This window comes from Methylobacterium sp. Leaf361, assembly GCF_001424445.1.
Classification (GTDB): domain Bacteria; phylum Pseudomonadota; class Alphaproteobacteria; order Rhizobiales; family Beijerinckiaceae; genus Methylobacterium.
Genome location: NZ_LMPY01000067.1, coordinates 1 through 21,810 on the forward strand (window position 1 = coordinate 1; position 21,810 = coordinate 21,810).

Consider the following 21,810-nt stretch of genomic DNA (forward strand, 5'->3'; position numbering starts at 1 on the left):
CCGGACACGGCTCCCACAACTAAGCGGGAAACCCCCCTTAAAACGAGACCTCCCTTGAGGGCCGTGGAAGACGACCACGTCGATAGGCCGGGGGTGCAAGCGCGGCGACGCGTTGAGCCGACCGGTACTAATCGCCCGATTGGCTTGATCGCTCTCGTGATCCGTGTCCGTGTGTGACCGGCAGCCGCTGCAAAGCGGGTGACGGGCACACAGCCACGGTTATAAGAAGACCAGAGGCCGTCCTCGCTACAGCGCGACGACAGTCACCACATGCTTGCCGAACRMARCACTCGCCGTCGCAGCACCCTGCGCCGCCAAGTGCCAAAAAAGTTGCGATGCGCCGGTCTGGTGGCCTGAGCGGCGTGCCCAGAACCCGATCCCATCTCGAACTCGGCCGTTAAACACGCCAGCGCCCATGGTACTGTGTCTCAAGACACGGGAGAGTCGGTCGCCGCCAGACCCGCCCATCGCAATNCGACCACGTCGATAGGCCGGGGGTGCAAGCGCGGCGACGCGTTGAGCCGACCGGTACTAATCGCCCGATTGGCTTGATCGCTCTCGTGATCCGTGTCCGGACTGGTTCGGCAGCCGCAAAGGCTGGCGAAGCCAGAGATACGGTCATAAACAGACCAGCAGCAGACGCTGCCACCAACATGCTTGCCGAACCGGACACACGCGCCTCGCAACCCGCGACGGCCAAGTCCGAAACGAATTGCGATGCGCCGGTCTGGTGGCCTGAGCGGCGTGCCCAGAACCCGATCCCATCTCGAACTCGGCCGTTAAACACGCCAGCGCCCATGGTACTGTGTCTCAAGACACGGGAGAGTCGGTCGCCGCCAGACCCGCCCATCGCAATACCATCTCGAACTCGGCCGTTAAACACGCCAGCGCCCATGGTACTGTGTCTCAAGACACGGGAGAGTCGGTCGCCGCCAGACCCGCCCATCGCAATACACACACCTTCCCTCGACACGATCCGCGACGCCGAAGGGCCGCTCTCTCCGAGAGCGGCCCTTCGGCGTTTCGCTGTTGGCCAGCCCGCCGCGGCCGCCTTACCGCGAAGTCATCTTCCCGCGAGCATCTCGTAACTGCTCCCGCGCCATCATCCTCGAACCGCGCGTGGCCCATCGCCGACGCGGACGAAGCCGGTGACGGATCTCGCGCCCTCCGAGTCCTCCGCGCGCCGCTTCGGGACGGGTCGAGGTCCGCGGCCTCGGCCCGTCCATCACGACGGGGGAGGGGAGCGGCTTGACCATGTTGATGGAGATACGTTCCCCCGACCCGCGCGGCGCGCTATGGAACGGGGCCATGCGACTGCTGATCATCGAGGACGACCGCGAGGCGGCCGCCTATCTCGTCAAGGCGTTCCGCGAGACCGGACACGTAGCCGACAGCGCACATGACGGCCTCGACGGGTACGCGCTCGCCCGGGAGGGCGACTACGACGTGCTGATCGTCGACCGGATGCTGCCGAAGCTCGACGGGCTGTCGCTGATCCGGTCGCTGCGCGAGCAGAACGTCGCGACCCCGACCCTGATCCTGTCGGCGCTGGGTCAGGTCGACGACCGCGTGAAGGGCCTGCGTGCCGGCGGCGACGACTACCTGCCGAAGCCCTACGCGTTCTCCGAACTCCTGGCGCGCACCGAGGCACTGGCCCGGCGGCAGGTCGGATCCGGTTCCGCGGAGGAGACGCGCTACCGGATCGGTGACCTGGAACTCGACCGGCTCTCGCACCGGGTGACCCGGGCCGGCCGCGAGATCCCGCTGCAGCCGCGCGAGTTCCGGCTCCTCGAGTACCTGATGCGGCACGCCGGACAGGTCGTGACGCGCACCATGCTGCTCGAGCATGTCTGGGACTACCACTTCGATCCACAGACCAACGTCATCGACGTCCACGTCTCGCGCCTGCGCAGCAAGCTCGACAAGGGCTTCGCGTCGCCGATCATCCACACGGTTCGGGGCGCCGGCTACGTGCTGCGCTACGACGAGGGCGCGGCTGGGTGAGCGAGGTTTGGACCGACGCGCCGATCGCCCGCGAGACCGCGGCGGCGCGTTTCCAGAAGCTGTTCCGCACCACCGCGTTCAAGCTGTCGCTGGCCTACCTCGCGATCTTCGCCCTCTGCGCCTTCCTGGCGCTCGGCTACGTCGCGTGGAACGCCCGCGCGGTGCTCGACGACCAGATCGTCTCCACGATCGACGCCGAGATCAACGGGCTGTCGGAACAGTACAATGCCGGCGGCCTGCGGCGGTTGATCACCGTGGTGGAGCGGCGCTCCCGCGAGCCCGGCGCCTCGCTCTACCTCGTGACCACGGCCGGCGGCGACCATGTCGTCGGCAATGTCGGCTACGTGCCCGCCGCCGTGCTGGCGACGCCGGGCCAGAGCGAGACGCGCTACGGCCGCAACGACGCGGATGCCGAGGCGCACCGGGCGATCGTGCGGGTCTTCACCCTTCCGGGCGGGTTCCGCCTGCTCGTCGGGCGCGACACCGAGGAGCGCGACCGGCTGCGGGCGGTGATCGGGCGCGCCTTCATCACCTCGCTCGCCGCCGTCGTGATCCTCGGGGTGATCGGAGGCTGGCTGGCGGCGAGCCGGGTGCTGCGCCGGGTCGATGCCATGACCCAGACCACCCGCGCGATCATGGCCGGCGATCTCGACGACCGGCTCCACGTGGCCGGGAACGGCGACGAACTCGACCGTCTCGCATCGAGCCTCAACCAGATGCTGGAGCGCATCGGCGAGCTCATGCGCGGCATGCGCGAGGTCTCCGACAACATCGCCCACGACCTCAAGACGCCGCTGACCCGCCTGCGCAACCGTGCCGACGAGGCCCTGCGCCGCGCCTCCACGCCGGAGGAGCTGCGCGCGGCGCTGGAAGCCGTGATCGAGGAAGGCGACGGGCTGATCCGGGTGTTCAACGCCCTCCTGATGATCGCGCGGCTCGAGGCCGGATCCGCCCGGGAGATCCTCGTGCCGCTGGATCTAGGCCAGACGGTCCGGAGCGTCGGCGAACTGTACGACGCGCTCGCCGAGGATCAGGGGCTGACGCTCGCCGTGCACGCGCAGGACGAACTCACGATCGCGGGCAACCGCGAGCTGATCGGCCAGGCCCTGGCCAATCTCATCGACAACGCCCTGAAATACGGGGCCGAATCCGCGGGCGCGGAGACCAGCGTGACGCTCGAGGCGTGGCGCGATGGGGAGTCGATCCGCCTCGCCGTCTCCGATCACGGTCCGGGCATTCCCGAGGCGGAACGGGCCCGCGTGCTCGACCGGTTCGTGCGCCTCGAGGACGCCCGTTCGCGGCCGGGCTTCGGGCTGGGCCTCAGCCTCGTCAACGCGGTCGTGCGCCTGCACCACGGGAGCCTGCGGCTCGCCGATAACGGGCCCGGCCTGCGGGTCGAAATCGCGTTTCCGGCCACGCCGCGCCCGCAGCCGGCCGCCGGTGACATCGTGCCCGCACCGCCTCCGCGCGACCCTGTGCCGGCATCCCCTTCCCGCGCTACTTAGGTCGCGACCTGTCCCACCGCGAGCGCGCCGTCCCCGACCGTTCGGCCGGGCGCCCGCGTCCCAGGAGGCTCCATGACTCTCAAGACCAAGACCGCCCTCGTCACCGGCTCGACCAGCGGCATCGGGCTCGCCATCGCGCGCGCCTTCGCGGCGGAGGGGGCCAACGTCGTCCTCAACGGGTTCGGGGACGCGACCGCCATCGAGGAGACGCGGGCCGGGATCGAGAGCGCCTACGGGGTCAAGGCCCGCTACTCGGCCGCCGACATGAGCAAGCCCGACGCGATCGCCGCCATGGTGCGCGAGGCGGAGGAGACCTTCGGGGCCGTCGACGTGCTGGTCAACAATGCCGGGATCCAGTTCGTCTCGCCGATCGAGGAGTTCCCGGCCGAGAAGTGGGAGCAGATCATCGCGATCAACCTGTCCTCGGCCTTCCACACGATGCACGCGGCGATCCCCGGGATGAAGGCCCGGGGCTGGGGCCGGATCATCAACACGGCCTCGGCCCACTCGCTGGTGGCCTCGCCGTTCAAGTCGGCCTACGTGGCGGCCAAGCACGGGATCGCGGGCCTGAGCAAGACGGCGGCTCTGGAACTCGCGCCCCACAAGATCACGGTGAACTGCATCTCGCCGGGCTATGTCTGGACGCCGCTCGTGGAGGCGCAGATCCCGGACACGATGAAGGCCCGCGGCCTCACCAAGGAGCAGGTGATCGAGGACGTGATGCTGAAGGCGCAGCCGACCAAGGAGTTCGTGACCGTCGACCAGGTGGCGGCTCTGGCGGTGTTCCTGTGCTCCGACGCGGCGAGCCAGATCACTGGCGCCAACATCAGCATGGACGGGGGCTGGACCGCGCAGTAGCGCGACCGGCCTCGACAGGCGCGCCTCGTCCAAGCGCGGCCCCGCCCGTGCCGGGCGGGGCCGCTCCCGGTCAACGGCGGCCGTGGACCAGCAGGGCGAGGCCGTAGCCCACCGCGCCGGCGATCAGCAGCGCGACCAGGGGATTTTCCTCCACCCGGGCGCCGACCGCGCTGCGCCCGTCGCGCAGGTACGAGCCGCCCCGCTGGTAGACGTCCTCCGCGACGTCGCCGGCGCGCTCGTAGGCGTCGCTCGCGTAGTCACCGGCCCGGTCGGCGATGTCGTGGGCCTTGTCCTTCACCTGGCCGTAGACGTTCTGAGCCTGGCCCTGGGCCTCGCGGAAACGTCCCTCGACCGAGTCGCGGTTGGAGCCCGCGAAGTCGCCGGCCGCGCCCTGAACCTTGCCGACAGCCTCCTTGGCGCCGCCGACGATCCGATCCGTATCCACCATGGCACTCTCCTGGACGTGAGCGCGGCGTCGCGACACCGGCGCCGCTCGTTACGCCGTCGTCCACCGAACGCGCGAGATGGCGTTTGTGCCCCCGATCGCCACGAAATTGTGCGCCTCGACCCGCGATCGCGGCGGCGGAGCGGGTCAGAGCCCGATCAGCTCGGCGATGGCCGCCGCGCCGGCGGCCGGAGAGGTCTCGCCCCGGGCGACGCCGGCCTCCGCCTCGGCCGTGCGGCGACGGACCTCCGGGGAGCCGACGAGGCGCTGGTGCAGGCGCTCGTCGACCAGCGCCCACATCCACTTCACGTCCTGGGCCCGGCGCTTCGCCTGGATCTCGCCGGTCGCCGTGAGCTTCTCCCGATGGTCGACGATCTTCGCCCACATCGCGTCGAGGCGCAGGTTGTGGAAGCCCGAGATCGTGACCACCGGCGGCGTCCAGGTGGCCGAGGCCGGGGTCAGGATGTGCAGCGCCGCCCGGTATTCCGAGGCCGCCGCGTTGGCGCGCTGCTCGGCCTCTCCCGCATCGGCCTTGTTGACCGCGATCATGTCGGCGAGCTCGAGGATTCCCTTCTTGATGCCCTGCAGCTCGTCGCCCGCCCCGGGCAGCATCAGCACGAGGAAGAAGTCGGTCAGGTCGGCCACCGCCGTCTCCGACTGGCCGACGCCGACCGTCTCGACGAGGATCACGTCGAAGCCCGCGGCCTCGCAGAGCAGCATGGTCTCGCGGGTCTTGGCCGCGACGCCGCCGAGCGTGCCCGAGGAGGGGGAGGGGCGGATGAAGGCCCTGGGGTCGTGCGACAGCCGCGCCATCCGGGTCTTGTCGCCCAGGATCGAGCCACCGGTCCTGGAGGAGGACGGGTCGACCGCGAGCACCGCCACCTTGTGACCGGCCTCCGTGAGGTTCGAGCCGAGGGCGTCGATGGTGGTCGACTTGCCGACGCCGGGGACGCCGGTGATGCCGACGCGGATCGCCCGGCCGGTCTCGGGCAGGACCGAGTCGATCAGGTTCGCCGCCAGCGCCCGGTGATCGGCGCGCTTGGACTCCGCCAGCGTGATGGCCCGGGCCAGAGCGGCGCGGTCGCCGCGCAGCAGGCGCTCGCGGAGACTCTCGATGTCGGTGGACGGCGTCATGCTCCCTTCATGGCCGCGGCGACGGCCGTCGTCGAGGGGGAGAGCGTCGGGGTCGGGGGATCGCCGGCCTGTGTCCCGCCCACCACAAGCCCGGCCGTGCCCGCTATTCACGCCGCGTCGCGTCGCTCGTGCCCCGCGATGGTCACGATCCTAGGCAACGGAAGGCGTCCCGCCCGAGCGTAACCGGATCATGTCGAGCCAGATCGTCTCACGCCGCATCCTTCTTCGCTTCGGAGCGCTCGCGGGCGCCGCGGGCCTCGCCCCGTCGCTCGGCGCCTGCGTCACCGACGACCTCGGGTCCGGGGCGGCGCTGCCCGAGAAGCAGTCGGCCCTCGACGTCATGCCGGTGCTGCTGGTCGCCACGACCCGCAAGCCCGTGGGCAACCCGCCCCGGCCGCCGTATTTCAGCAGCGACCGCGGCCGCGGCCTGAGCTTCGCCGAGGTGCGCCTGTCGCCGCCCGACCGCTCGCTGCTCGGCAAGGTCTCGTCCGTCATCACCGGCGACTGGACCATCGGCGCGGTTCCGAAATCCGAATCCGGACCGGGCGCCGCCGAGGCCTTCGCCCAGGCGGCCCTCGGACGCGACGTGCTGATCTACGTCCACGGCTACCGCGAATCGTTCGAATCGGCCGCGGTCAGCGCCGCCCGGCTCTCGGACGGGATCCGGTTCCGCGGCGTCTCCGGCCTGTTCACGTGGCCGTCGGCGGCCGCGACCCTCGACTACAATTACGATCGCGAGAGCGCCCTCTGGTCGCGCGACGCCTTCGAGGACCTGCTGAAGGCGCTCGCCGCCTCGCCGAGCGGCGGCCGCATCAACATCGTCGCGCACTCGATGGGCACGCTCCTCACCCTCGAGACCCTGCGGATGCTCCGCGCCGAGGCGGGCGAGGCGGCGATGTCGCGGATCGGCGCCGTGGTGCTGGCCGCCCCCGACATCGACTTCGACCTGTTCTCCAACGGCGTCGCCCGCATGGGACCCGACGTCTCGAAGATCACCGTGATCTCCTCGACCAACGACCGGGCGCTCGAGCTCTCCGCCGCGCTGGCGGGGGGCGTGCGCGCCGGCGCCGCCGATCGCGCCAAGCTCGAGGCGCTCGGCGTGCGCGTCGCCGACGCCTCCGATTACGGCGGCGGCCTGATCAACCACGACCTGTTCCTCTCGAACCCGGACGTCCAGGGCGTGGTCAAGCGCGCCATCGCCCGCGGCGCCGGCGTCTGACGCTCACCCGGTCCGTGTCGCCATGCTCTGCGGCGGCAGGGGCTCCTCCGGCAGGACCGGCGCGTCGCCCGAGGAGTCCAGGTGGTCGATCCGGTCGGCCCAGACCCGGAAGCCCACCAGGGGATTCGGTCCGAACGTGTGGGTCAGCGGCACGTCCGCGGCGTCCCGGCCGTACGCGACCATGACACGGCCGATCCGCGGGCTGTTGTTGCGCGGGTCGAACACGTGCCAGGCGCCGCCGAGGTAGACCTCCATCCAGGCCGCGAAGTCGCCCGCCGGGTGCGGCTCGGGCTCGCCGATGAAGCTGATATAGCCGGTGCAGTACCGGGTCGGGATGTTCAGGGCGCGGCAGAACGCGACGGCCAGGTGGGTGAAGTCCCGGCAGACGCCGCGCCCGCCCGCGTAGGCGTCCGCGGCCGTGCGGTCGCGATGGGCGAACTCGTAGCCGAACGCGATGTGGGCGTGGACGAAGTCGCAGACCGCCTGCACCCGGGCCCAGCCGGGCTCGGTATGGCCGAAGAGGCGCCACGCCGCGTCGGCCAGCAGGTCGGATTCGCAGTAGCGGCTGGGGAGCAGGAACACGATCGTCTCGGCGGGCAGCGCCTCGATCGCGTGCTGCGCGGCCTCCGGGTGCGCCGGATCGGGCCTCCCGCTGTCTCGGATCACGGCGTCGGTCCCGACGGTGAAGTTGCCGGCGGGCGCGGTCAGCCGGCCGCACAGGTTGCCGAAACCGTCGCGGTAGATCGCCACCGGGACGGGCGGATCGGTCCGGAGCGTGTCGGGCGCCTCCAGGGCGGCCGCCCCGGAGGGATGCACGTTGAGCATCACCACCATGGGCACGGGGTAGGGGAAGGCGTAGCGCATCTCGCAGCCGAGCCTGATCCGCATGCGCGGGTGATCCTTCGTGTTCGAGACTGTGGCCGCCCCGATGGGCGCAGGATCCGTGCCGCGCCGAATCGTGCGGGTCGGGCCGCGACGGGCTTGGCGGCCGTCCGCTTCACCCCTACAGCATCCCCGCGTGACGCTCCTGTCAGACGGACGAAACCGAGACGTTTCTTCCCGGGGCAGCGCGTCGCACCCGTGCGCCAGCCCGCTGACCGGGCGCGCCTGAGGACGGTTACGAGAGGGATGCCGGCCATGTTCACGCTCGAGATCGACGGCACCGCCGTTGCGGTGATCAACAGCGACGAGGCGTCCGCCAAGGACCTCTTCACCTGTGACGGCTTCAAGGAAGACATCCGGACCATGACGACCGGCGGGAAGCCGGTCTGGAACGGCACGTCGGCGCTCACGGTCCGGGCCGCCACCGAGGACGAGGTCGAGATCTTCGAGGACGCCCTCGCCGAGGACGACGGCGAGGGTGATTTCGTCGAGGATCCGCGCCACACCGGGACCGATTCGGACGATGAGGACGAGGCCGACATCGTCTTCCTCGTGGATATCGACGAGGACGAGGACGAGGCCGACGCCTGAGCGCGGCTGAACCCGAGCGCCTCCCGGGAGGTTTCCGATCCGATCTGGATCGGATCCCGGGAGGACGGCATGGCTGACAGCAGACGGATCGTCGACGCGCTCGTGCGGTCGAGGCGCGGCGGGCTCGCCGCCGGTGCCGCCCTCGGCGGACTGGCGCTGATCGGCGGCCTCGCCTACCGGGCGCTGCGCGGGGCGCCCCCGCCCGAGGCCGGGGGGCCGGACTTCACCACGGTCGACGAGGACGAGGCCCGGCTGATGCTGCGGGCCATGGTGGCGGCCACGACGGCCGACGGGATGGTCGACGCCGCGGAGCGCCAGCGCCTCGACGCCGCCGTGGCGGAGGCGGGCCTCGATCCCGACGGTCGAGCCTGGCTCGAGCGCGAGCTCGCGGACCCGGCCGACGTCGACGCGATCGCCGACCGGGTCGCGGATCCCGACGCGGCGGCGCGGATCTTCGCGGCGGCGCGACTCGCCATCGAGCCCGACACGCTCCAGGAGCGTCAGTTCCTGAAGATGCTGGCCGAGGCCCTCGACCTGCCCGCGGAGGCGGTCGAGCGTGTCGAGCGCGACATCGGAGCCTGACTGGCAACCTGCCCGAAGGGCGGATCTCCCACGGCGGCCGAGCTTCGTGCTAGGCTCCCGCGCGACGACGGGTCCGGTGGACGGCCCGCGCGCGGGAGGACGGGACATTTCATGGCAGGACTGTCAGTGCCCGCGCCCGGGCGCGCCCGCCGGCGGGCCTGCGCGCTGGTCGCAGCCATGCTGATCGCCGGCGGCTCCGCGCGCGCGGCCGATCCGGCCGCCGGCCCCCTGACGATCGCCGAGCAGGGCAGCTTCTTCGTCGGCGGCCGCGACGTCCAGTCCGACACGCTCTCGACGCTGCCGGCCTACGCGCCGTCGGGCACGATCAGCGTCGACCAGATCTACGTCCGCTATCAGGTCCCGGTGAATGCCGGACGGCCGCCGCTGGTCCTGATCCACGGCTGCTGCCTCACCGGCAAGACCTGGGAGACGACGCCCGACGGGCGCATGGGCTGGGACGAGTATCTCGTCCGGCGCGGCTTCCCGACCTACGTGATCGACCAGGCCTGGCGCGGCCGCTCGGCGGCGAGCCCGGCCCAGATCAACGCCGTGAAGACGGGGCAGGCCGACCCCAAGACGCTGCCGGCCGTGTTCTCGGCCGGGCGCGAGCCGGCCTGGGCGATCTTCCGGTTCGGGCCGGAATACCCGAAGGTGTTCCCCGGCATGCAGTTCCCCCTGGAGGCCCAGGGCGAGTTCTGGAAGCAGATGGTCCCGGACTGGTCGGCCGCCCTGCCGGTGCCGAACCCGACCGTGCCGGCCCTGTCGGAGCTCGCCAAGCGGCTCAAGGGCGCGGTGCTGATCTCGCACTCGCAGTCGGGGATCTACCCGTTCCAGACCGCCGCCCTCGATCGGACCGGCCTGCGCGCCATCGTGGCCATCGAGCCGGCCGCCTGCCCGGACCCGGCCAAGGACGACCTCGCGCCCTACAAGGACCTGCCGATCCTCGTCCTGTTCGGCGACTACGTCGACGCCTCGCCCCGCTGGGCGCCGCGGCTCAAGCAGTGCCGCAGCTTCGTGGCGGCCGCCAACGCCGCGGGCGGCAAGGCGGAGCTGATCCTGCTGCCCGAGATCGGCATCCACGGCAATTCGCACATGCTGATGCAGGACAAGAACAGCCTCGACATCGCCGACTGGCTGGTCGGCTGGATCGACAAGCGGGCGCCCGGCAAGTCCTGAGGCGTGCCGGTCGAACCGGTGTGCGTTCAAACGGTTCGGTCGCCACAACCGTCATCGCGAGCGCTGCGAAGTGACCCAGGGCTGCCCAGCTTCGGCGGTCGTCGCGGCGACTGGATCGCTTCGCCGCCCTCGCGAGGACGGCGGCGCGGATGATGGCGTCCCTGCCGAGGTCGGTGACCGGGCGTCTTCTCAGCCCGGCCTGTGCGCGCTGAGGAACGTGCCCATCCGCTCCAGCGCCCTCCGGATGTTCTCGGCCGAATTGGCGTAGGACAGGCGGAGGTAGCCCTCGCCGTGGACGCCGAAATCCGGACCGCCGATCACCGCCACGCCCGCTTCCTCCAGGAGGGTCGAGGCCAGGGGCTTCGCCTTCCAGCCGGTCCGGGCGATGTTCGGGAAGGCGTAGAACGCGCCCTTGGGCGCGATGCAGGAGACGTCCGGCAGGGCGTTCAGCCCGTCGACCACGATCGCCCGTCGCCGGTCGAACTCGGCGACCATCTCGGCCACGCAATCCTGCGGTCCGTCGAGCGCCGCGATACCGGCCCACTGGGTCGCCGCGTTGACGCAGGAATGCGCGTTGACCGCGAGCTTGCGCGCCGCGTCGTAGAGCGGCTTCGGCCAGACCGACCAGCCGAGCCGCCAGCCGGTCATCGCGTAGGTCTTCGACGCGCCGTCGAGGTAGACCAGCCGGTCGCGGATCTCGGGATATTTCAGCAGCGAGTGGTGGGTCTCGCCGTCGTACGTCATGGTGCCGTAGATCTCGTCCGACAGCACCGCGACATCGGGGTGCTCGGCGAGGCCCTTCACCAGGGCGTCGATCTCGGCCTTCGGCGTCACGCCGCCGGTGGGGTTGGCGGGCGAGTTGACGATCAGCAGCCGCGTCTTCGGCGTGATCAGCGCCAGGGTCTCGGCCGCCGAGAAGGCGAAGCCGTTCTCCTCGCGGATCGGCACCGGCACGGGCGTCGCCCCGGTGAACTCGATCATCGAGCGGTAGATCGGGAAGCCGGGGTCCGGATACAGGATCTCGGTCCCGGGCGCGCCGAACATCAGGATCGCCATGAACATGGTGACCTTGCCGCCCGGCACGATCATCACGGAATCCGGCGAGACCTCGACGCCGTGGCGGCGGTGGATGTCGCGGGCCACCGACTCGCGGAGCTGCGGGATGCCGACCGCCGGCGTGTAGCCGTGGTGTCCGTCGCGCAGCGCCTTGATCCCCGCCTCGACCACGTGGGCGGGCGTGGGCATGTCCGGCTGGCCGATGCCGAGATTGATCACGTCCCGACCCTGCGCGGCGAGGGCCTGGGCCCGCGCCAGAACCGCGAAGGCGTTCTCCTCGCCGATGCGCGAGAAGGCCGGGACCACGTGCAGCATCGCGCCCTCCGGGCGGTGGGACGTCAGTGCTTGGACCGCTCCGAGAGCTTCATCGCGCCGAACGACATCGCCGCGGCGATCGCGCCCAGGATCACGAAGGTCTTCACGGAGGCGTAGAACAGGTCCGGGTTGATGCCCTCATCGGTGTAGAGCACGAGCCCGATGGCCGCGAGCGGCAGCGAGATGAGGGCGAAGAGCGGGACGAGCGGGTTCATGTTCGGCACTCGGGATCCGGCGCGCGGCTGACCGCGGCCCTGGGAAAGCGCCCCTGCATATCACCGTGCTGCGAAGGTTGGGACCCCGCGAGCTGCAGTTTTTCGCCGGCTCGCCCGAACGCTCATGGATGCGCAATCATTTCGCGCAACAGTGGCGTCTCCGGGAGGGCGGACACGTATGCGTTGGGCATCGGTCGATTCGAAAGGCAAGGGAGCTGGGAGTTCAGGCTCCAGATCCTCCAGCGTCGAGACGCTGGCGCTCCATATCGGGCGGCTGCTGCGACATCCCGCCTACCGGCGCGAGTCGGTCGTGAGCCCGCTCCTGCGGCGCCACCTGCCGTTCGAGGCCGGCTACGCCTGGAACGGCGAGGCCGGCCTGCGCGCCCGGCTGACGAGCGCCGCCCTCGACGAGGCGAGCATGGATCACCTGATCCGCAACGTGCAGGCCGAGTTCCTGCGCCTGCGCCGGCCCGCCGATACCTGAGCCGGATCCGGCTCAGGCCGGGACCCGGACGGTGGCCCGCAGGCCACCCAGCGGGCTGTCGTGCAGGGTTATGTCGCCACCGTGGGCCCGGGCGATGTCCCGGGCGATCGACAGGCCCAGCCCGGAGCCGCCGGCATCCTGGCGCGCGTCGTCGAGCCGCACGAACGGCTTGAACACGTCCTCGCGGCTCTCCGCCGGAATGCCGGGCCCGTCATCGTCGATCGAGACGAGGAAGGTCCGGGCCTCCAGCCGGCCGGAGATCGCCACCGTCTCGCCGTAGCGGACGGCGTTGGCGGCGAGGTTGAACAGGCAGCGCCGGAAGGCGCCCGGCCGCACCGTGACCTCGGGCGCGCCGGCGAGATCGACCGCGGAGACGTGGGCGCCGAGGCGCTCGACGTCGGTCCGCAGGTCCTCCAGCAGGGCGCGCATGTCGGTGGGCGTCGCGGGCTCGGCCGAATCGCCCCGCGCGAAGGCGAGGTAGCCCTCCAGCATCCGGCTCATCTCGTCGACGTCGCGGCTGAGATCCTCGATCTCCTCGGTCTGCTCGATCAGCGCCAGGGACAGGCGGAACCGGGTCAGGATGGTGCGCAGGTCGTGGCTGACGCCGTTCAGCATCGTCGTGCGCTGCTCCATCGCCCGCTCGATGCGCCGCTTCATCTCGATGAAGGCGTGGCCGGCCTGACGCACCTCGCGGGCACCGCGGGGCCGGAACTCGATCTCGCGCCCCTTGCCGAAGCCCTCCGCCACGGCCGCGAGCCGCAGGATCGGCTTGATCTGGTTGCGCAGGAACAGGATCGCGACGCCGAGCAGCACCAGCGACGAGCCGATCATCCACACGAGGAAGATGTGCGAGTTCGACGCGTAGGCCTGGCTGCGCCGGGCGGTGATGCGCATCACCCCGTCGGGGATCGCCACGCGGATCTCGATGAGGTTCGAGCGCCCGACCGTGTCGATCCAGAACGGTCTTCGGATCTGGCGCTTGATCTCGTCGGACAGGGCCTCGTCGAGGATCGAGAAGAACGGGCGCGGGCCCGGGGGCGGCAGCTTGGCGCCCTTGAGGATGTCGAGGTCGAGGTTCAGCCGTTCCCCGGCGATGCGCGCGAGGGTCTCGGCATCCTTGTCCTGCGGGTAGCTCTCGTAGATGTCGATCAGCGCGGCGACGTCCGCCGTGACCGCCGCCGACAGGCGCTTGGTCACGAGCTGCCAGTGCCGCTCCATGAAGGTGTAGGCGATCACCGACTGGAGCAGGACGACCGGCGCGATGATGATGATCAGCGAGCGGGCGTAGAGGCCCTTCGGCAGGACGTCGCCGATCGCCCGGCTGACGCGCTTCCACAGGCGGCGCGGGCCCGAGCGCGGCGGATCCTTCCGGAGCGCCCGGGCGAGGGCGGGGTCCGGGGCGTTCATGGGGCTGGGCGCCGGGGCCGGGCCCATCGGGCGAAAGGGGCCTCGGTTTCAGCGAAACGTCCACCCCACGCCCTCATCCTGAGGTGACCGCGCCAGCGGGCCTCGAAGGAGGGCTCCAGGGATCGCGCGGCCGGCTGGAGGGCTCCTTCGAGGCCTCCGCCGCGCTCCGGCACCTCAGGATGAGGCTGTGGTTTGGACATGCCGGACACTAATCGGGGCGCCGTCTCCGCGAAAGATCGTGGGTGCAGAGTATGGCCGACCGACGATCTCGGCCAATGTTTCCTGACGCGCCTTCGGCATGAGGGCTTCTTGCACCGCGGCACGCGGGCCATACCTGTGAGGGGCGGGGGGCGCCCGCCGGCCGGAAGTCCACGAGGCCATGCTCAGCACAGACACAGACATCCTCTCCGCCGCCCAGTCCTGGCGGCGCGACGGCCGCGCCGTGGCCCTCGCCACGGTGATCGAGACCTGGGGCTCGGCGCCCCGACCGGTGGGCAGCCACCTCGTGGTCGACGGCGAGGGCAATTTCCTCGGCTCCGTCTCCGGCGGCTGCGTCGAGGGCGCGGTGATCACCGAGGCGATCGAGGTGATCGAGGCGGGCGTGCCGCGCGTCCTCGAATTCGGCGTCGCGGACGAGACCGCGTGGCGCGCCGGCCTGTCCTGCGGCGGCCGGATCCGGGTCTTCGTCGAGCGGGTCGACTGATGCGCGGCGACGTCCTGGCAGCGCTCAACGACGCGCGGGCCGCGCGCCGCGCCGCGATCCTCATCACCGACATCGCCGACGGCGCGCAGCGCCTCGTCGGCGAGGACGCGATCGCCGCCGATCCCCTCGCCGACGTGCTGGCGAAGCACCTCGCCTCCGGCAAGAGCGGCCTCGTCGAGGCGGGCGGGCGGACCCTGTTCCTGACCGTGCAGGTGCCGCCGGTGCGGCTCGTCGTGGTCGGCGCGGTCCACATCTCGCAGGCCCTGGCGCCGATGGCCGCGGGGCTCGACCTCGCGCTCACGGTGATCGACCCGCGCACCGCCTTCGCGACGCCCGAGCGCTTCCCCGGCACCGCGCTGGTCGCCGAATGGCCGGACGCCGCCCTCGGGACCAGCGTGCCGGTCCTCGACCGCTACTGCGCCCTCGCGGCCCTGACCCACGATCCGAAGATCGACGATCCCGCGCTGAAGGCGGCGCTGACGGCCGAGTGCTTCTACGTCGGCGCCCTCGGCTCCCGGAAGACCCACGCGGCGCGCGTCGCGCGGCTCACGGAGGCCGGCTTCACGCCGGCGCAGATCGGCCGGATCCGCGCGCCGATCGGCCTGCCCATCGGCGCCGTGAGCCCGGCCGAGATCGCCCTGGCGGTGCTCGCCGAGATCGTCGCCGCCCTGCGCCGCGTGCCCCGCCCGGAGGTCGCGTGAGGTTCGGAACCGTCCCGGTCGCGGACTCGGCCGGGCTGATCAGCGCGCACACGGTGCGGCGGGCCGACATCACCCTGCGCAAGGGCGCCGTCATCGCCGCGGAGGCCGCCGCCGGCCTGGCGCGGGCCGGCCTGTCGGAGATCGTGGCGGCCACGCTCGAGCCCGGCGACGTCGGCGAGGACGCCGCCGCGGCGCGGCTCGCCGCGCGCCTGCGCGGGCCGAACCTGCGCGTCGAGGCGCCCTTCACCGGCCGCAGCAACCTGTTCGCCGAGACGGCGGGGGTGCTCACCCTCGATCCGGCCCGGATCGACGCGGTCAACGCCGTCGACGAGGCGGTGACGGTGGCGACGCTGCCGCGCTTCCGGCCGGTGGTCGAGGGCGAGATGGTCGCCACGGTGAAGATCATCCCCTACGCCGTGCCGGGCGCCGTGCTGGCCCGGGCCTGCGCGGCCGCGGAGGGCGACGTCCTCGGGGTGGTGCCGTATCGCCGCCGCCGGGTGGCCGTGGTCTCGACGCGCCTGCCGAGCCTCAAGGAGACGACGATCGACAAGACCCTCCGGGCCCTGGCCGACCGCCTCGCGCCCGCGGGCGCCGCGATCGTGGCCGAGACCCGGGTGCCCCACACCGCCGCATCCGTGGCGGCGTCCCTGGCGGAGATGATCGACCGCGCCGGGGCCGACCTCGTGGTGGTGTTCGGCGCCTCGGCGATCGCCGACCGGCGCGACGTCATCCCGGCCGGCATCGCGGCGGCGGGCGGCCGGGTCGACCATCTCGGGATGCCGGTCGACCCCGGCAACCTGCTCCTCGTCGGCGCCCGCGGCGGCGTGCCGGTGATCGGCGCGCCGGGCTGCGCCCGCTCGCCCAAGGAGAACGGCTTCGACTGGATCCTCCACCGCCTGCTGGCGGACCTGACCGTGACCCGGGCCGACATCGTCGCCCTCGGCGTCGGCGGCCTGCTGATGGAGATCGTCTCGCGCCCGCAGCCCCGCGCCGGCGGCGCGGCCGCGGCGGACGAGCCGGATCCGGGGGCGGAGGACAGGGATGCCTGAGATCGGCACGATCCTGCTCGCCGCGGGCCTCGGCAGCCGGTTCGGCGCCGCGCCGAAGCTGCTCGCGCCCCTCGACGGGCGGCCGCTGGTGCGCCACGCCGCGGAGGCGGCCCTCGGCGCCCGGCCCCGGCCGGTGGTCGCCGTGCTCGGCGCCCACGGGGCGGCGGTCCGCGAAGCGCTGGCGGGGCTCGACCTCGTCCGCGTCGACAATCCGGATTACCGCTCCGGCCTCGCGAGCTCGCTGCGCGCCGGCCTCGCGGCGCTGCCCGCCACCTGCACGGCCGCCATCGTCGTGCTGGGCGACATGCCGCGCGTCACCGCCGCGCATCTCGATCGCCTGGCGGAGGCCTTCGCGGAGGCCTCAGCGCGCGCCGCGGAGCCGCCTGCGGCCGTGGTGCCGGTGCAGGCCGGCCGGCGCGGGAACCCGGTGCTGCTCAACCTGCGCCGCCTCGGCCCAGACATCGCCCGCCTCGCCGGCGATCACGGCGCGGGGCCGCTCCTGAGGGGGCGGCCGGACGTGCTGGAGATCCCGGGCGATCCGGCCACCGCCCTCGACGTCGACACGCCGGACGCGCTGGCCGCGCTGGGCGATCAGCGCCCCGCCGCGTCGCGCCCGCGCGCGGCCTTCGCCTCGGCCCGGCACCGGTCCGAGCAGTAGCGGACCTCGTCCCAGACGCGCTCCCACTTCTTGCGCCACGCGAACGGGCGGCCGCACTGGGCGCAGATCTTCTCCGGCAGATCGCCCTTGCGGCGCATCGGCGGCATCGCGGCTCCTCCCGGCCTATCCGGGCCGGCGCGCGTCGGGGCCGGTCCCGGCCGCCCGGCGCAGGCGCGCGTCCAGCGCGTGGGCGAGGCCGAGCATGACCGCGATCCCCCCGACATTGACCGCGATTTGCAGCGGCCAGGTGGGGTCGAAGGTCCGGTAGAGGATGCGGCCGATCAGCGCCGCCAGGCATCCGGCGGCGAAAATCTCCAGCGAGTGCCGCCCGCAGGCGTCGACGAGGCGCAGCCGCCGCCACCGGCTCGCGCGGGCCACGGCGGGCGCGCTGAACAGCAGGTAGGCCAGCGCCAGCATGTTGATCAGGCGCAGGGGCGCGACGTGGCTCTTGTCGGGCGGCCCGATCGCCAGCGGCCGGAGGTCTGGAAGCCCCCACTCCGCCCAGGACCCGCCCTGCAGGACCGCGAAGGCGAGGTAGGCCGCGGCCGCCGCCACGGCCCATCCGCGCCGCGGCAGCAGGCCGTCATGGGCGCGGACCGTGACCGCGAGCGCCGCGCCGATCACGAACAGGAACTGCCACGCGAAGGGGTTGAAGTACCACCCGTCATCCACCGCCGCGGCGTTCGGGAGGTTCAGCTGATGATCGACGTTGGCGGCGAGCCAGAGGGCACCCGACAGGCCCAGCACGCCCCAGATCCCGCGCCGCATCCCGAGATAGATCAGCGGGAACAGCGCCAGCAGCAGGATGTAGAGCGGCAGGATGTCGAGGTAGTTCGGGAGCGCGTTCAGCGCGAGGCCGCGCAGCAGGCCCGGCAGCAGCCCCATCTGCAGCAGCGGCGCGACGCCGAATCGCGGCGTCAGGCCGGTGAGGTCCATCCAGATCCGGACGATGACCAGGGTCGCGAGCAGCAGCCCGGCCTGGAACAGGTAGATGCGCAGGCAGCGCTTGGCGATGCGCGTGAGCGCCGTCCGGATCCCGGCGCGCCGGAACAGCCCACCGTAGGCGATCATCGACGAGTAGCCGGCCAGCAGCACGAAGATCTCGGCCGCGTCCGAGAACCCGAAATTGTGCAGCGTCAGCAGGGCCGGCGCGTTGCGCGGGATGTGGTCGATGAAGATCGTCAGGAGCGCGAGGCCGCGCACCACGTCGACCCGCGCGTCGCGCGCGGGCTTCGCCGGCCGTGCCTCCGCGGGCGGTGGGGGGAGCGCCCGCGGTTCCGCGGCGCCGGGCCGTTCGAGATCGTCGAGGCGCGTCACTCAGCCCATCACCGTGGCGCTCTCCGTCCGGACGCGGAGCGGCCGGGGCCGCGGTGCAACCATAGCGCGCCGGCCGCCCGAGGCCCCGCCGATCACGCGCCTTTGTTCGGATGTGCACAACGGCGGGGTCGCACCGATGATCCGCCCGCCGCGGCGGCCGTTGGCCGCGCCGCCCCCTCGCGTCGCGGCGGGGCGCGGTATAGACGCGGCCGACGATCCCGGTTCCCGGCGCCCGCGCCGGCACGGGGCGCGTCGCTGGGTTCGTGGCAGGGTTGAGGGCAAGGGGCATGCGCGTCCTCGTCACCGGAGCGGGAGACTATCTCGGCCGCCGCCTGCTCGAGGCGCTGCGTCGGGACCTGCCGCCGGGCAGCCCCATCCTCGGCCTCGACCGGAGCCCGCCACCGCCCCTCGACGGCGTGACGCTGAGGGCCGTGGACCCGTTCGACGCGCGCGCGCTCGCCGAGACGGTCGCGGCCTTCGACCCCACCTGCGTGTTCCACCTCGCGGCGCTGGCCTCGGTGGCGCAGTCGAGCGAGACGCCGTCCTACGCCTGGCGGGCGGAACTGCTCGGCACCCTCAACCTCGCCGAGGCGGTGGCGCGGACCCGCGCGGCGCTGGTCTTCCTCAGCTCCACGGTCGTCTACGGCGAGGTGTTCCGCGCCTGCCCGCGCCCGGACGAGAACGTCACGCCGCGCCCCGACACGATCTCGGGCCGGACCAAGAACGCCTGCGAGTACATCCTCCGCGACGTGCTGGCGAATGCCCGGATCAAGCATCTCGTGCTGCGGCCGTCGAACTACATCGGGGCCGGGCAGAGCGAGACCTTCGTGGTCGCCTCCTTCGCCGGTCAGATCGCCCGCATCGAGCGGGGGCTGGCGCCGCCGAGCCTGGAGGTCGGCGACCTCTCGGCGGGGCGCGACTTCCTCGACGTGGCCGACGTCACCGCGGCGTGCCTGCGCGTGATCGCCCGGATCGACGACCTGCCGGACGGCGGCATCTTCAACGTGGGATCGGGGGTCGTCACACCGGTCTCCGACATCCTGGAGACGCTGCGCGGCCTGACGGAGGCGCGGTTCGACCTGCGCGTCGCGCCCGGCCGGGTCCGCCCGGCGGGTGTGCGCAGCGAGGGCTGCGACCCCGCGGCCTTCGCGACCGCCACCGGATGGGCCCCGACCATCCCGCTCGCGCAGAGCCTGGCGACGATCCTGGCGGAGGCGCGGGCGCGCCTCCGGTGATCCGTCACCGGGCAGAGGTGACGGCAACGTCCTCGGACGGGCGCGCGGCTCCGGAACGCCGGCGGCGCCCCGGAGCCGCGACCGGTCTCAGCGCGAGAAGCGCTTGTACTTGATCTTCTTCGGCATGATCGAATCCGCCCCGAGCCGGCGGACCTTATCGGCCTCGTAGTCGGAGAAGTTGCCCTCGAACCACTCGACGTGGCTGTCGCCCTCGAAGGCCAGGATGTGCGTGGCGATGCGGTTCAGGAACCAGCGATCGTGGCTGATGATGACCGCGCAGCCGGCGTAATCCTCCAGCGCGTCCTCGAGGGCGCGCAGGGTCTCCATGTCGAGGTCGTTGGTCGGCTCGTCGAGGAGCAGCACGTTGGCGCCGCCCTTCAGGGTCCGGGCGAGGTGAACGCGGTTGCGCTCACCGCCCGAGAGGGTGCCGACCTTCTTCTGCTGGTCGGGTCCCTTGAACGCGAAGGCCGCGCAGTAGGCGCGCGAATTGATCTCGCGCTTGTTGAAATAGATGATGTCGTTGCCGCCGGAGACCTCCTGCCAGACCGTGGCGTTCGGGTCGAGGGCGTCGCGCGACTGGTCGACGTAGCCGAGCTTCACGGTCTCGCCGACCTCGATCTTGCCGTTGTCGGGCTTCTCCTGGCCGGTGATCATCTTGAACAAAGTGGTCTTGCCGGCCCCGTTCGGGCCGATCACACCGACGATGCCGCCCGGGGGCAGCTTGAACGACAGGTCCTCGATCAGCAGCCGGTCGCCGAACGCCTTGCTGAGGTGCTCGAACTCGATGACGTTGTTGCCGAGCCGCTCGTCGATTGGGATGACGATCTGCGCGGACGCGTCGACCTTCTGCGCCTGCTTGGCGACCAGCTCCTCGTAGCGGGTGATGCGCGCCTTCGACTTCGACTGGCGGGCCTTCGGCGAGGCGGCGATCCATTCCTGCTCGCGGGCGATGGAGCGCTGCCGGACCATGTCCTCGCGGCCCTCCTGCTCCAGGCGCTTCTGCTTCTGGACAAGCCAGGCCGAGTAGTTGCCCTCGTACGGGATGCCCTTGCCGCGATCGAGCTCCAGGATCCAGCTCGTCACGTTGTCGAGGAAGTAGCGGTCGTGGGTCACGATCAGGATCGCGCCCGGATACTGGCGCAGGTGACCCTCCAGCCAGTTCACCGTCTCGGCGTCGAGGTGGTTGGTGGGCTCGTCGAGGAGCAGCAGCTCCGGCTCCCACAGGAGCAGGCGGCACAGCGCGATGCGGCGGCGCTCGCCGCCCGAGAGGGTCGCGACCGGCTGCTCGTCGCTCGGGCAGCCCAGGGCCTCCATGGCCTGATCGACCTTCGAGTCGAGCTCCCAGAGGCCCAGCGACTCGATCCGGTCCTGGAGCTCGATCATCTCGTCGGCGGTCTCCTCCGAGTAGTTCATGGCGAGCTCGTTGTAGCGGTCGAGCATGGCCTGCTTCTCGGCGACGCCCTCCATCACGTTCTCGCGGACGGACTTGCTCGGATCGAGCTGGGGTTCCTGCGGCAGGTAGCCGACGCGCGCGCCCTGCGCGACCCAGCCGTCGCCGGTGAACTCCTTGTCGATGCCCGCCATGATCTTGAGCAGCGTCGACTTGCCGGAGCCGTTGATGCCGAGCACGCCGATCTTGGCGTCGGGGTAGAAGGACAGGTTGACGCTATCCAGGACCTTCTTGCCGCCGGTATAGGCCTTGGTCAGGCCCCGCATGTGGTAGATGAATTCGCGAGCCATCGCGGATCGTCCTCGGCGCGTTGTTCGGGACCGCGCGGATCGTGCCAGCGGCACGGGTCAGGCACCGGGCCTCAGCACCCGTCCTGGACGCGCGTCCCTACGATATAGGAATGACCCTCTCCGAGTATCAGGCCCGCCGGGACGCGGCAAGGACGCGGCAAAGACGGGCCCGCCGCCGGCGGGCGCCGGAACGCTCACGCGAAGGGGTTCTTGACCGTTCCCGGCGGCGCGTCCGGCACCTCCGCCACCGCGTCCGGCAGGTCGGACGCCTCCAGGGCCTTCACGATCGCGTCCAGCGTCTCCCGGAGCAGCCTGGCCTGCTCCAGGCCGGTCCGGTCGCGGGTCAGGTCGAGGGACCCGTGCAGGGCGATCCGGTCCGTGCCGTTCTCGAAGCTCAGGGCGCCGACGGAGCGCACGCCGGCATCGTCGGCGAACGGCGCGAAGCCCTCGGTGTCCGAGTTCTTGCCGTCCGGGCTCTCGCTGTCCGGGCTTTCCGTCTTGGGCCGGGCGCGTCGCTTGTTCTCGGGCATCGGG

Annotated in this window: 23 protein-coding genes and 3 rRNA genes; 16 read left to right on the forward strand and 10 right to left on the reverse strand. The window is 71.7% G+C overall.

The genetic code is table 11. From position 1 onward, the window contains the following. The 6 genes from ASG32_RS34645 to ASG32_RS28340 all read left to right on the forward strand — a co-directional run. A 23S ribosomal RNA gene (locus ASG32_RS34645) occupies positions 1-152 on the forward strand; the annotation flags it as partial. A gap of 192 nt (positions 153-344) precedes the next feature. Further along, a 5S ribosomal RNA gene (gene rrf, locus ASG32_RS28320) occupies positions 345-460 on the forward strand. 266 nt (positions 461-726) lie between these two features. Next, positions 727-842: ribosomal RNA gene (gene rrf / locus ASG32_RS28325) — 5S ribosomal RNA — on the forward strand. 466 nt (positions 843-1,308) lie between these two features. Next, the gene (locus ASG32_RS28330) at positions 1,309-2,004 is read left to right on the forward strand and encodes a response regulator transcription factor (RefSeq protein ID WP_056532970.1); all 696 of its coding nucleotides are present in this window, start codon (positions 1,309-1,311) and stop codon (positions 2,002-2,004) included. Then, positions 2,001-3,509: an ATP-binding protein gene (locus ASG32_RS28335; protein ID WP_056532973.1), complete on the forward strand. Its 1,509-nt coding sequence runs from the start codon at positions 2,001-2,003 to the stop codon at positions 3,507-3,509. The genes ASG32_RS28330 and ASG32_RS28335 overlap by 4 nt, the downstream gene beginning before the upstream one ends. Positions 3,510-3,581: 72 nt before the next feature. After that, positions 3,582-4,367, forward strand: coding sequence for a 3-hydroxybutyrate dehydrogenase (locus ASG32_RS28340; protein WP_056532976.1), 786 nt, complete (start codon positions 3,582-3,584; stop codon positions 4,365-4,367). A 70-nt stretch (positions 4,368-4,437) separates the two neighbouring features. Here ASG32_RS28340 and ASG32_RS28345 read toward each other — a convergent pair whose 3' ends face one another. After that, positions 4,438-4,815 carry a CsbD family protein gene (locus tag ASG32_RS28345; protein ID WP_056532979.1) on the reverse strand — a complete coding sequence of 126 codons (378 nt, stop codon included), beginning with the start codon at positions 4,813-4,815 and terminating at the stop codon, positions 4,438-4,440. A 144-nt stretch (positions 4,816-4,959) separates the two neighbouring features. After that, positions 4,960-5,946, reverse strand: a complete 987-nt coding sequence (gene meaB, locus ASG32_RS28350) for a methylmalonyl Co-A mutase-associated GTPase MeaB (RefSeq protein WP_056532982.1) — start codon at positions 5,944-5,946, stop codon at positions 4,960-4,962. A 190-nt stretch (positions 5,947-6,136) separates the two neighbouring features. Here meaB and ASG32_RS28355 point away from each other — a divergent pair, with 190 nt between their 5' ends. After that, entirely contained in the window at positions 6,137-7,165 is a 1,029-nt protein-coding gene (locus tag ASG32_RS28355; protein WP_020096357.1) for an alpha/beta hydrolase, read from the forward strand. Positions 7,166-7,168: 3 nt separating this feature from the next. Here the strand turns inward: ASG32_RS28355 and ASG32_RS28360 are convergent, their stop codons facing one another. After that, a complete protein-coding gene (locus tag ASG32_RS28360) occupies positions 7,169-8,053 on the reverse strand; it encodes a transglutaminase family protein (RefSeq protein WP_056532985.1) in 885 nt (294 codons plus the stop codon). A 249-nt stretch (positions 8,054-8,302) separates the two neighbouring features. Between ASG32_RS28360 and ASG32_RS28365 the strand changes: the two genes are divergently transcribed. The 3 genes from ASG32_RS28365 (at position 8,303) to ASG32_RS28375 (ending at position 10,396) form a co-directional block, all read left to right on the forward strand. Continuing rightward, entirely contained in the window at positions 8,303-8,638 is a 336-nt protein-coding gene (locus ASG32_RS28365) for a hypothetical protein (RefSeq protein ID WP_056533374.1), read from the forward strand. A 69-nt stretch (positions 8,639-8,707) separates the two neighbouring features. Continuing rightward, positions 8,708-9,220: a DUF533 domain-containing protein gene (locus tag ASG32_RS28370; protein ID WP_056532988.1), complete on the forward strand. Its 513-nt coding sequence runs from the start codon at positions 8,708-8,710 to the stop codon at positions 9,218-9,220. A gap of 111 nt (positions 9,221-9,331) precedes the next feature. Further along, entirely contained in the window at positions 9,332-10,396 is a 1,065-nt protein-coding gene (locus tag ASG32_RS28375) for an esterase (RefSeq protein WP_026605444.1), read from the forward strand. A 189-nt stretch (positions 10,397-10,585) separates the two neighbouring features. Here ASG32_RS28375 and ASG32_RS28380 read toward each other — a convergent pair whose 3' ends face one another. Both ASG32_RS28380 and ASG32_RS28385 read right to left on the reverse strand, forming a co-directional pair. Then, on the reverse strand, positions 10,586-11,767 hold the full coding sequence (locus ASG32_RS28380) for a pyridoxal phosphate-dependent aminotransferase (protein ID WP_056532992.1): 1,182 nt from the start codon (positions 11,765-11,767) through the stop codon (positions 10,586-10,588). A gap of 23 nt (positions 11,768-11,790) precedes the next feature. Continuing rightward, positions 11,791-11,982, reverse strand: a complete 192-nt coding sequence (locus ASG32_RS28385; protein WP_026605443.1) for a hypothetical protein — start codon at positions 11,980-11,982, stop codon at positions 11,791-11,793. 178 nt (positions 11,983-12,160) lie between these two features. On the opposite strand from ASG32_RS28385, the gene ASG32_RS28390 reads away from it, so the two are divergent. After that, a complete protein-coding gene (locus ASG32_RS28390) occupies positions 12,161-12,466 on the forward strand; it encodes a hypothetical protein (RefSeq protein WP_026605442.1) in 306 nt (101 codons plus the stop codon). A 12-nt stretch (positions 12,467-12,478) separates the two neighbouring features. On the opposite strand, the gene ASG32_RS28395 is transcribed toward ASG32_RS28390, so the two are convergent. After that, positions 12,479-13,873: an ATP-binding protein gene (locus ASG32_RS28395; RefSeq protein WP_056532995.1), complete on the reverse strand. Its 1,395-nt coding sequence runs from the start codon at positions 13,871-13,873 to the stop codon at positions 12,479-12,481. A 379-nt stretch (positions 13,874-14,252) separates the two neighbouring features. Here ASG32_RS28395 and ASG32_RS28400 point away from each other — a divergent pair, with 379 nt between their 5' ends. The 4 genes from ASG32_RS28400 to ASG32_RS28415 are packed head-to-tail and all read left to right on the forward strand — an operon-like array spanning position 14,253 to position 16,984. Further along, on the forward strand, positions 14,253-14,576 hold the full coding sequence (locus tag ASG32_RS28400; protein WP_020096348.1) for an XdhC family protein: 324 nt from the start codon (positions 14,253-14,255) through the stop codon (positions 14,574-14,576). Further along, positions 14,576-15,277, forward strand: coding sequence for an XdhC family protein (locus tag ASG32_RS28405; RefSeq protein ID WP_056533000.1), 702 nt, complete (start codon positions 14,576-14,578; stop codon positions 15,275-15,277). Before ASG32_RS28400 ends, ASG32_RS28405 begins: the two co-directional genes overlap by 1 nt. Beyond that, a complete protein-coding gene (locus ASG32_RS28410) occupies positions 15,274-16,326 on the forward strand; it encodes a molybdopterin-binding protein (RefSeq protein WP_056533002.1) in 1,053 nt (350 codons plus the stop codon). Before ASG32_RS28405 ends, ASG32_RS28410 begins: the two co-directional genes overlap by 4 nt. Continuing rightward, positions 16,319-16,984, forward strand: coding sequence for a nucleotidyltransferase family protein (locus ASG32_RS28415; RefSeq protein ID WP_056533006.1), 666 nt, complete (start codon positions 16,319-16,321; stop codon positions 16,982-16,984). Before ASG32_RS28410 ends, ASG32_RS28415 begins: the two co-directional genes overlap by 8 nt. On the opposite strand, the gene ASG32_RS33020 is transcribed toward ASG32_RS28415, so the two are convergent. Further along, on the reverse strand, positions 16,918-17,091 hold the full coding sequence (locus ASG32_RS33020; protein WP_170855278.1) for a DUF2256 domain-containing protein: 174 nt from the start codon (positions 17,089-17,091) through the stop codon (positions 16,918-16,920). The genes ASG32_RS28415 and ASG32_RS33020 overlap by 67 nt on opposite strands. A gap of 16 nt (positions 17,092-17,107) precedes the next feature. Continuing rightward, positions 17,108-18,301, reverse strand: a complete 1,194-nt coding sequence (opgC, locus tag ASG32_RS28420; protein WP_056533009.1) for an OpgC domain-containing protein — start codon at positions 18,299-18,301, stop codon at positions 17,108-17,110. Positions 18,302-18,588: 287 nt separating this feature from the next. Here opgC and ASG32_RS28425 point away from each other — a divergent pair, with 287 nt between their 5' ends. Continuing rightward, the gene (locus ASG32_RS28425) at positions 18,589-19,536 is read left to right on the forward strand and encodes an NAD(P)-dependent oxidoreductase (protein ID WP_056533012.1); all 948 of its coding nucleotides are present in this window, start codon (positions 18,589-18,591) and stop codon (positions 19,534-19,536) included. Between the two features lie 87 nt (positions 19,537-19,623). On the opposite strand, the gene ettA is transcribed toward ASG32_RS28425, so the two are convergent. Beyond that, positions 19,624-21,276, reverse strand: coding sequence for an energy-dependent translational throttle protein EttA (gene ettA, locus ASG32_RS28430; RefSeq protein WP_056533016.1), 1,653 nt, complete (start codon positions 21,274-21,276; stop codon positions 19,624-19,626). Positions 21,277-21,470: 194 nt separating this feature from the next. Then, the gene (locus tag ASG32_RS28435; RefSeq protein WP_199866169.1) at positions 21,471-21,806 is read right to left on the reverse strand and encodes a hypothetical protein; all 336 of its coding nucleotides are present in this window, start codon (positions 21,804-21,806) and stop codon (positions 21,471-21,473) included. Between the last annotated feature and the right edge of the window lie 4 nt (positions 21,807-21,810).

Excerpts from the sequence above, each read along its gene's own strand:
- ASG32_RS28330 (WP_056532970.1), top strand. The coding sequence starts at position 1,309 with ATGCGACTGCTGATCATCGAGGACGACCGCGAGGCGGCCGCCTATCTC.
- ASG32_RS28340 (WP_056532976.1), top strand. The coding sequence starts at position 3,582 with ATGACTCTCAAGACCAAGACCGCCCTCGTCACCGGCTCGACCAGCGGC.
- ASG32_RS28345 (WP_056532979.1), bottom strand. The coding sequence starts at position 4,815 with ATGGTGGATACGGATCGGATCGTCGGCGGCGCCAAGGAGGCTGTCGGC.
- meaB (WP_056532982.1), bottom strand. The coding sequence starts at position 5,946 with ATGACGCCGTCCACCGACATCGAGAGTCTCCGCGAGCGCCTGCTGCGC.
- ASG32_RS28355 (WP_020096357.1), top strand. The coding sequence starts at position 6,137 with ATGTCGAGCCAGATCGTCTCACGCCGCATCCTTCTTCGCTTCGGAGCG.
- ASG32_RS28360 (WP_056532985.1), bottom strand. The coding sequence starts at position 8,053 with ATGCGGATCAGGCTCGGCTGCGAGATGCGCTACGCCTTCCCCTACCCC.
- ASG32_RS28365 (WP_056533374.1), top strand. The coding sequence starts at position 8,303 with ATGTTCACGCTCGAGATCGACGGCACCGCCGTTGCGGTGATCAACAGC.
- ASG32_RS28370 (WP_056532988.1), top strand. The coding sequence starts at position 8,708 with ATGGCTGACAGCAGACGGATCGTCGACGCGCTCGTGCGGTCGAGGCGC.
- ASG32_RS28375 (WP_026605444.1), top strand. The coding sequence starts at position 9,332 with ATGGCAGGACTGTCAGTGCCCGCGCCCGGGCGCGCCCGCCGGCGGGCC.
- ASG32_RS28380 (WP_056532992.1), bottom strand. The coding sequence starts at position 11,767 with ATGCTGCACGTGGTCCCGGCCTTCTCGCGCATCGGCGAGGAGAACGCC.
- ASG32_RS28385 (WP_026605443.1), bottom strand. The coding sequence starts at position 11,982 with ATGAACCCGCTCGTCCCGCTCTTCGCCCTCATCTCGCTGCCGCTCGCG.
- ASG32_RS28390 (WP_026605442.1), top strand. The coding sequence starts at position 12,161 with ATGCGTTGGGCATCGGTCGATTCGAAAGGCAAGGGAGCTGGGAGTTCA.
- ASG32_RS28395 (WP_056532995.1), bottom strand. The coding sequence starts at position 13,873 with ATGAACGCCCCGGACCCCGCCCTCGCCCGGGCGCTCCGGAAGGATCCG.
- ASG32_RS28400 (WP_020096348.1), top strand. The coding sequence starts at position 14,253 with ATGCTCAGCACAGACACAGACATCCTCTCCGCCGCCCAGTCCTGGCGG.
- ASG32_RS28405 (WP_056533000.1), top strand. The coding sequence starts at position 14,576 with ATGCGCGGCGACGTCCTGGCAGCGCTCAACGACGCGCGGGCCGCGCGC.
- ASG32_RS28415 (WP_056533006.1), top strand. The coding sequence starts at position 16,319 with ATGCCTGAGATCGGCACGATCCTGCTCGCCGCGGGCCTCGGCAGCCGG.
- ASG32_RS33020 (WP_170855278.1), bottom strand. The coding sequence starts at position 17,091 with ATGCCGCCGATGCGCCGCAAGGGCGATCTGCCGGAGAAGATCTGCGCC.
- ASG32_RS28425 (WP_056533012.1), top strand. The coding sequence starts at position 18,589 with ATGCGCGTCCTCGTCACCGGAGCGGGAGACTATCTCGGCCGCCGCCTG.
- ettA (WP_056533016.1), bottom strand. The coding sequence starts at position 21,276 with ATGGCTCGCGAATTCATCTACCACATGCGGGGCCTGACCAAGGCCTAT.
- ASG32_RS28435 (WP_199866169.1), bottom strand. The coding sequence starts at position 21,806 with ATGCCCGAGAACAAGCGACGCGCCCGGCCCAAGACGGAAAGCCCGGAC.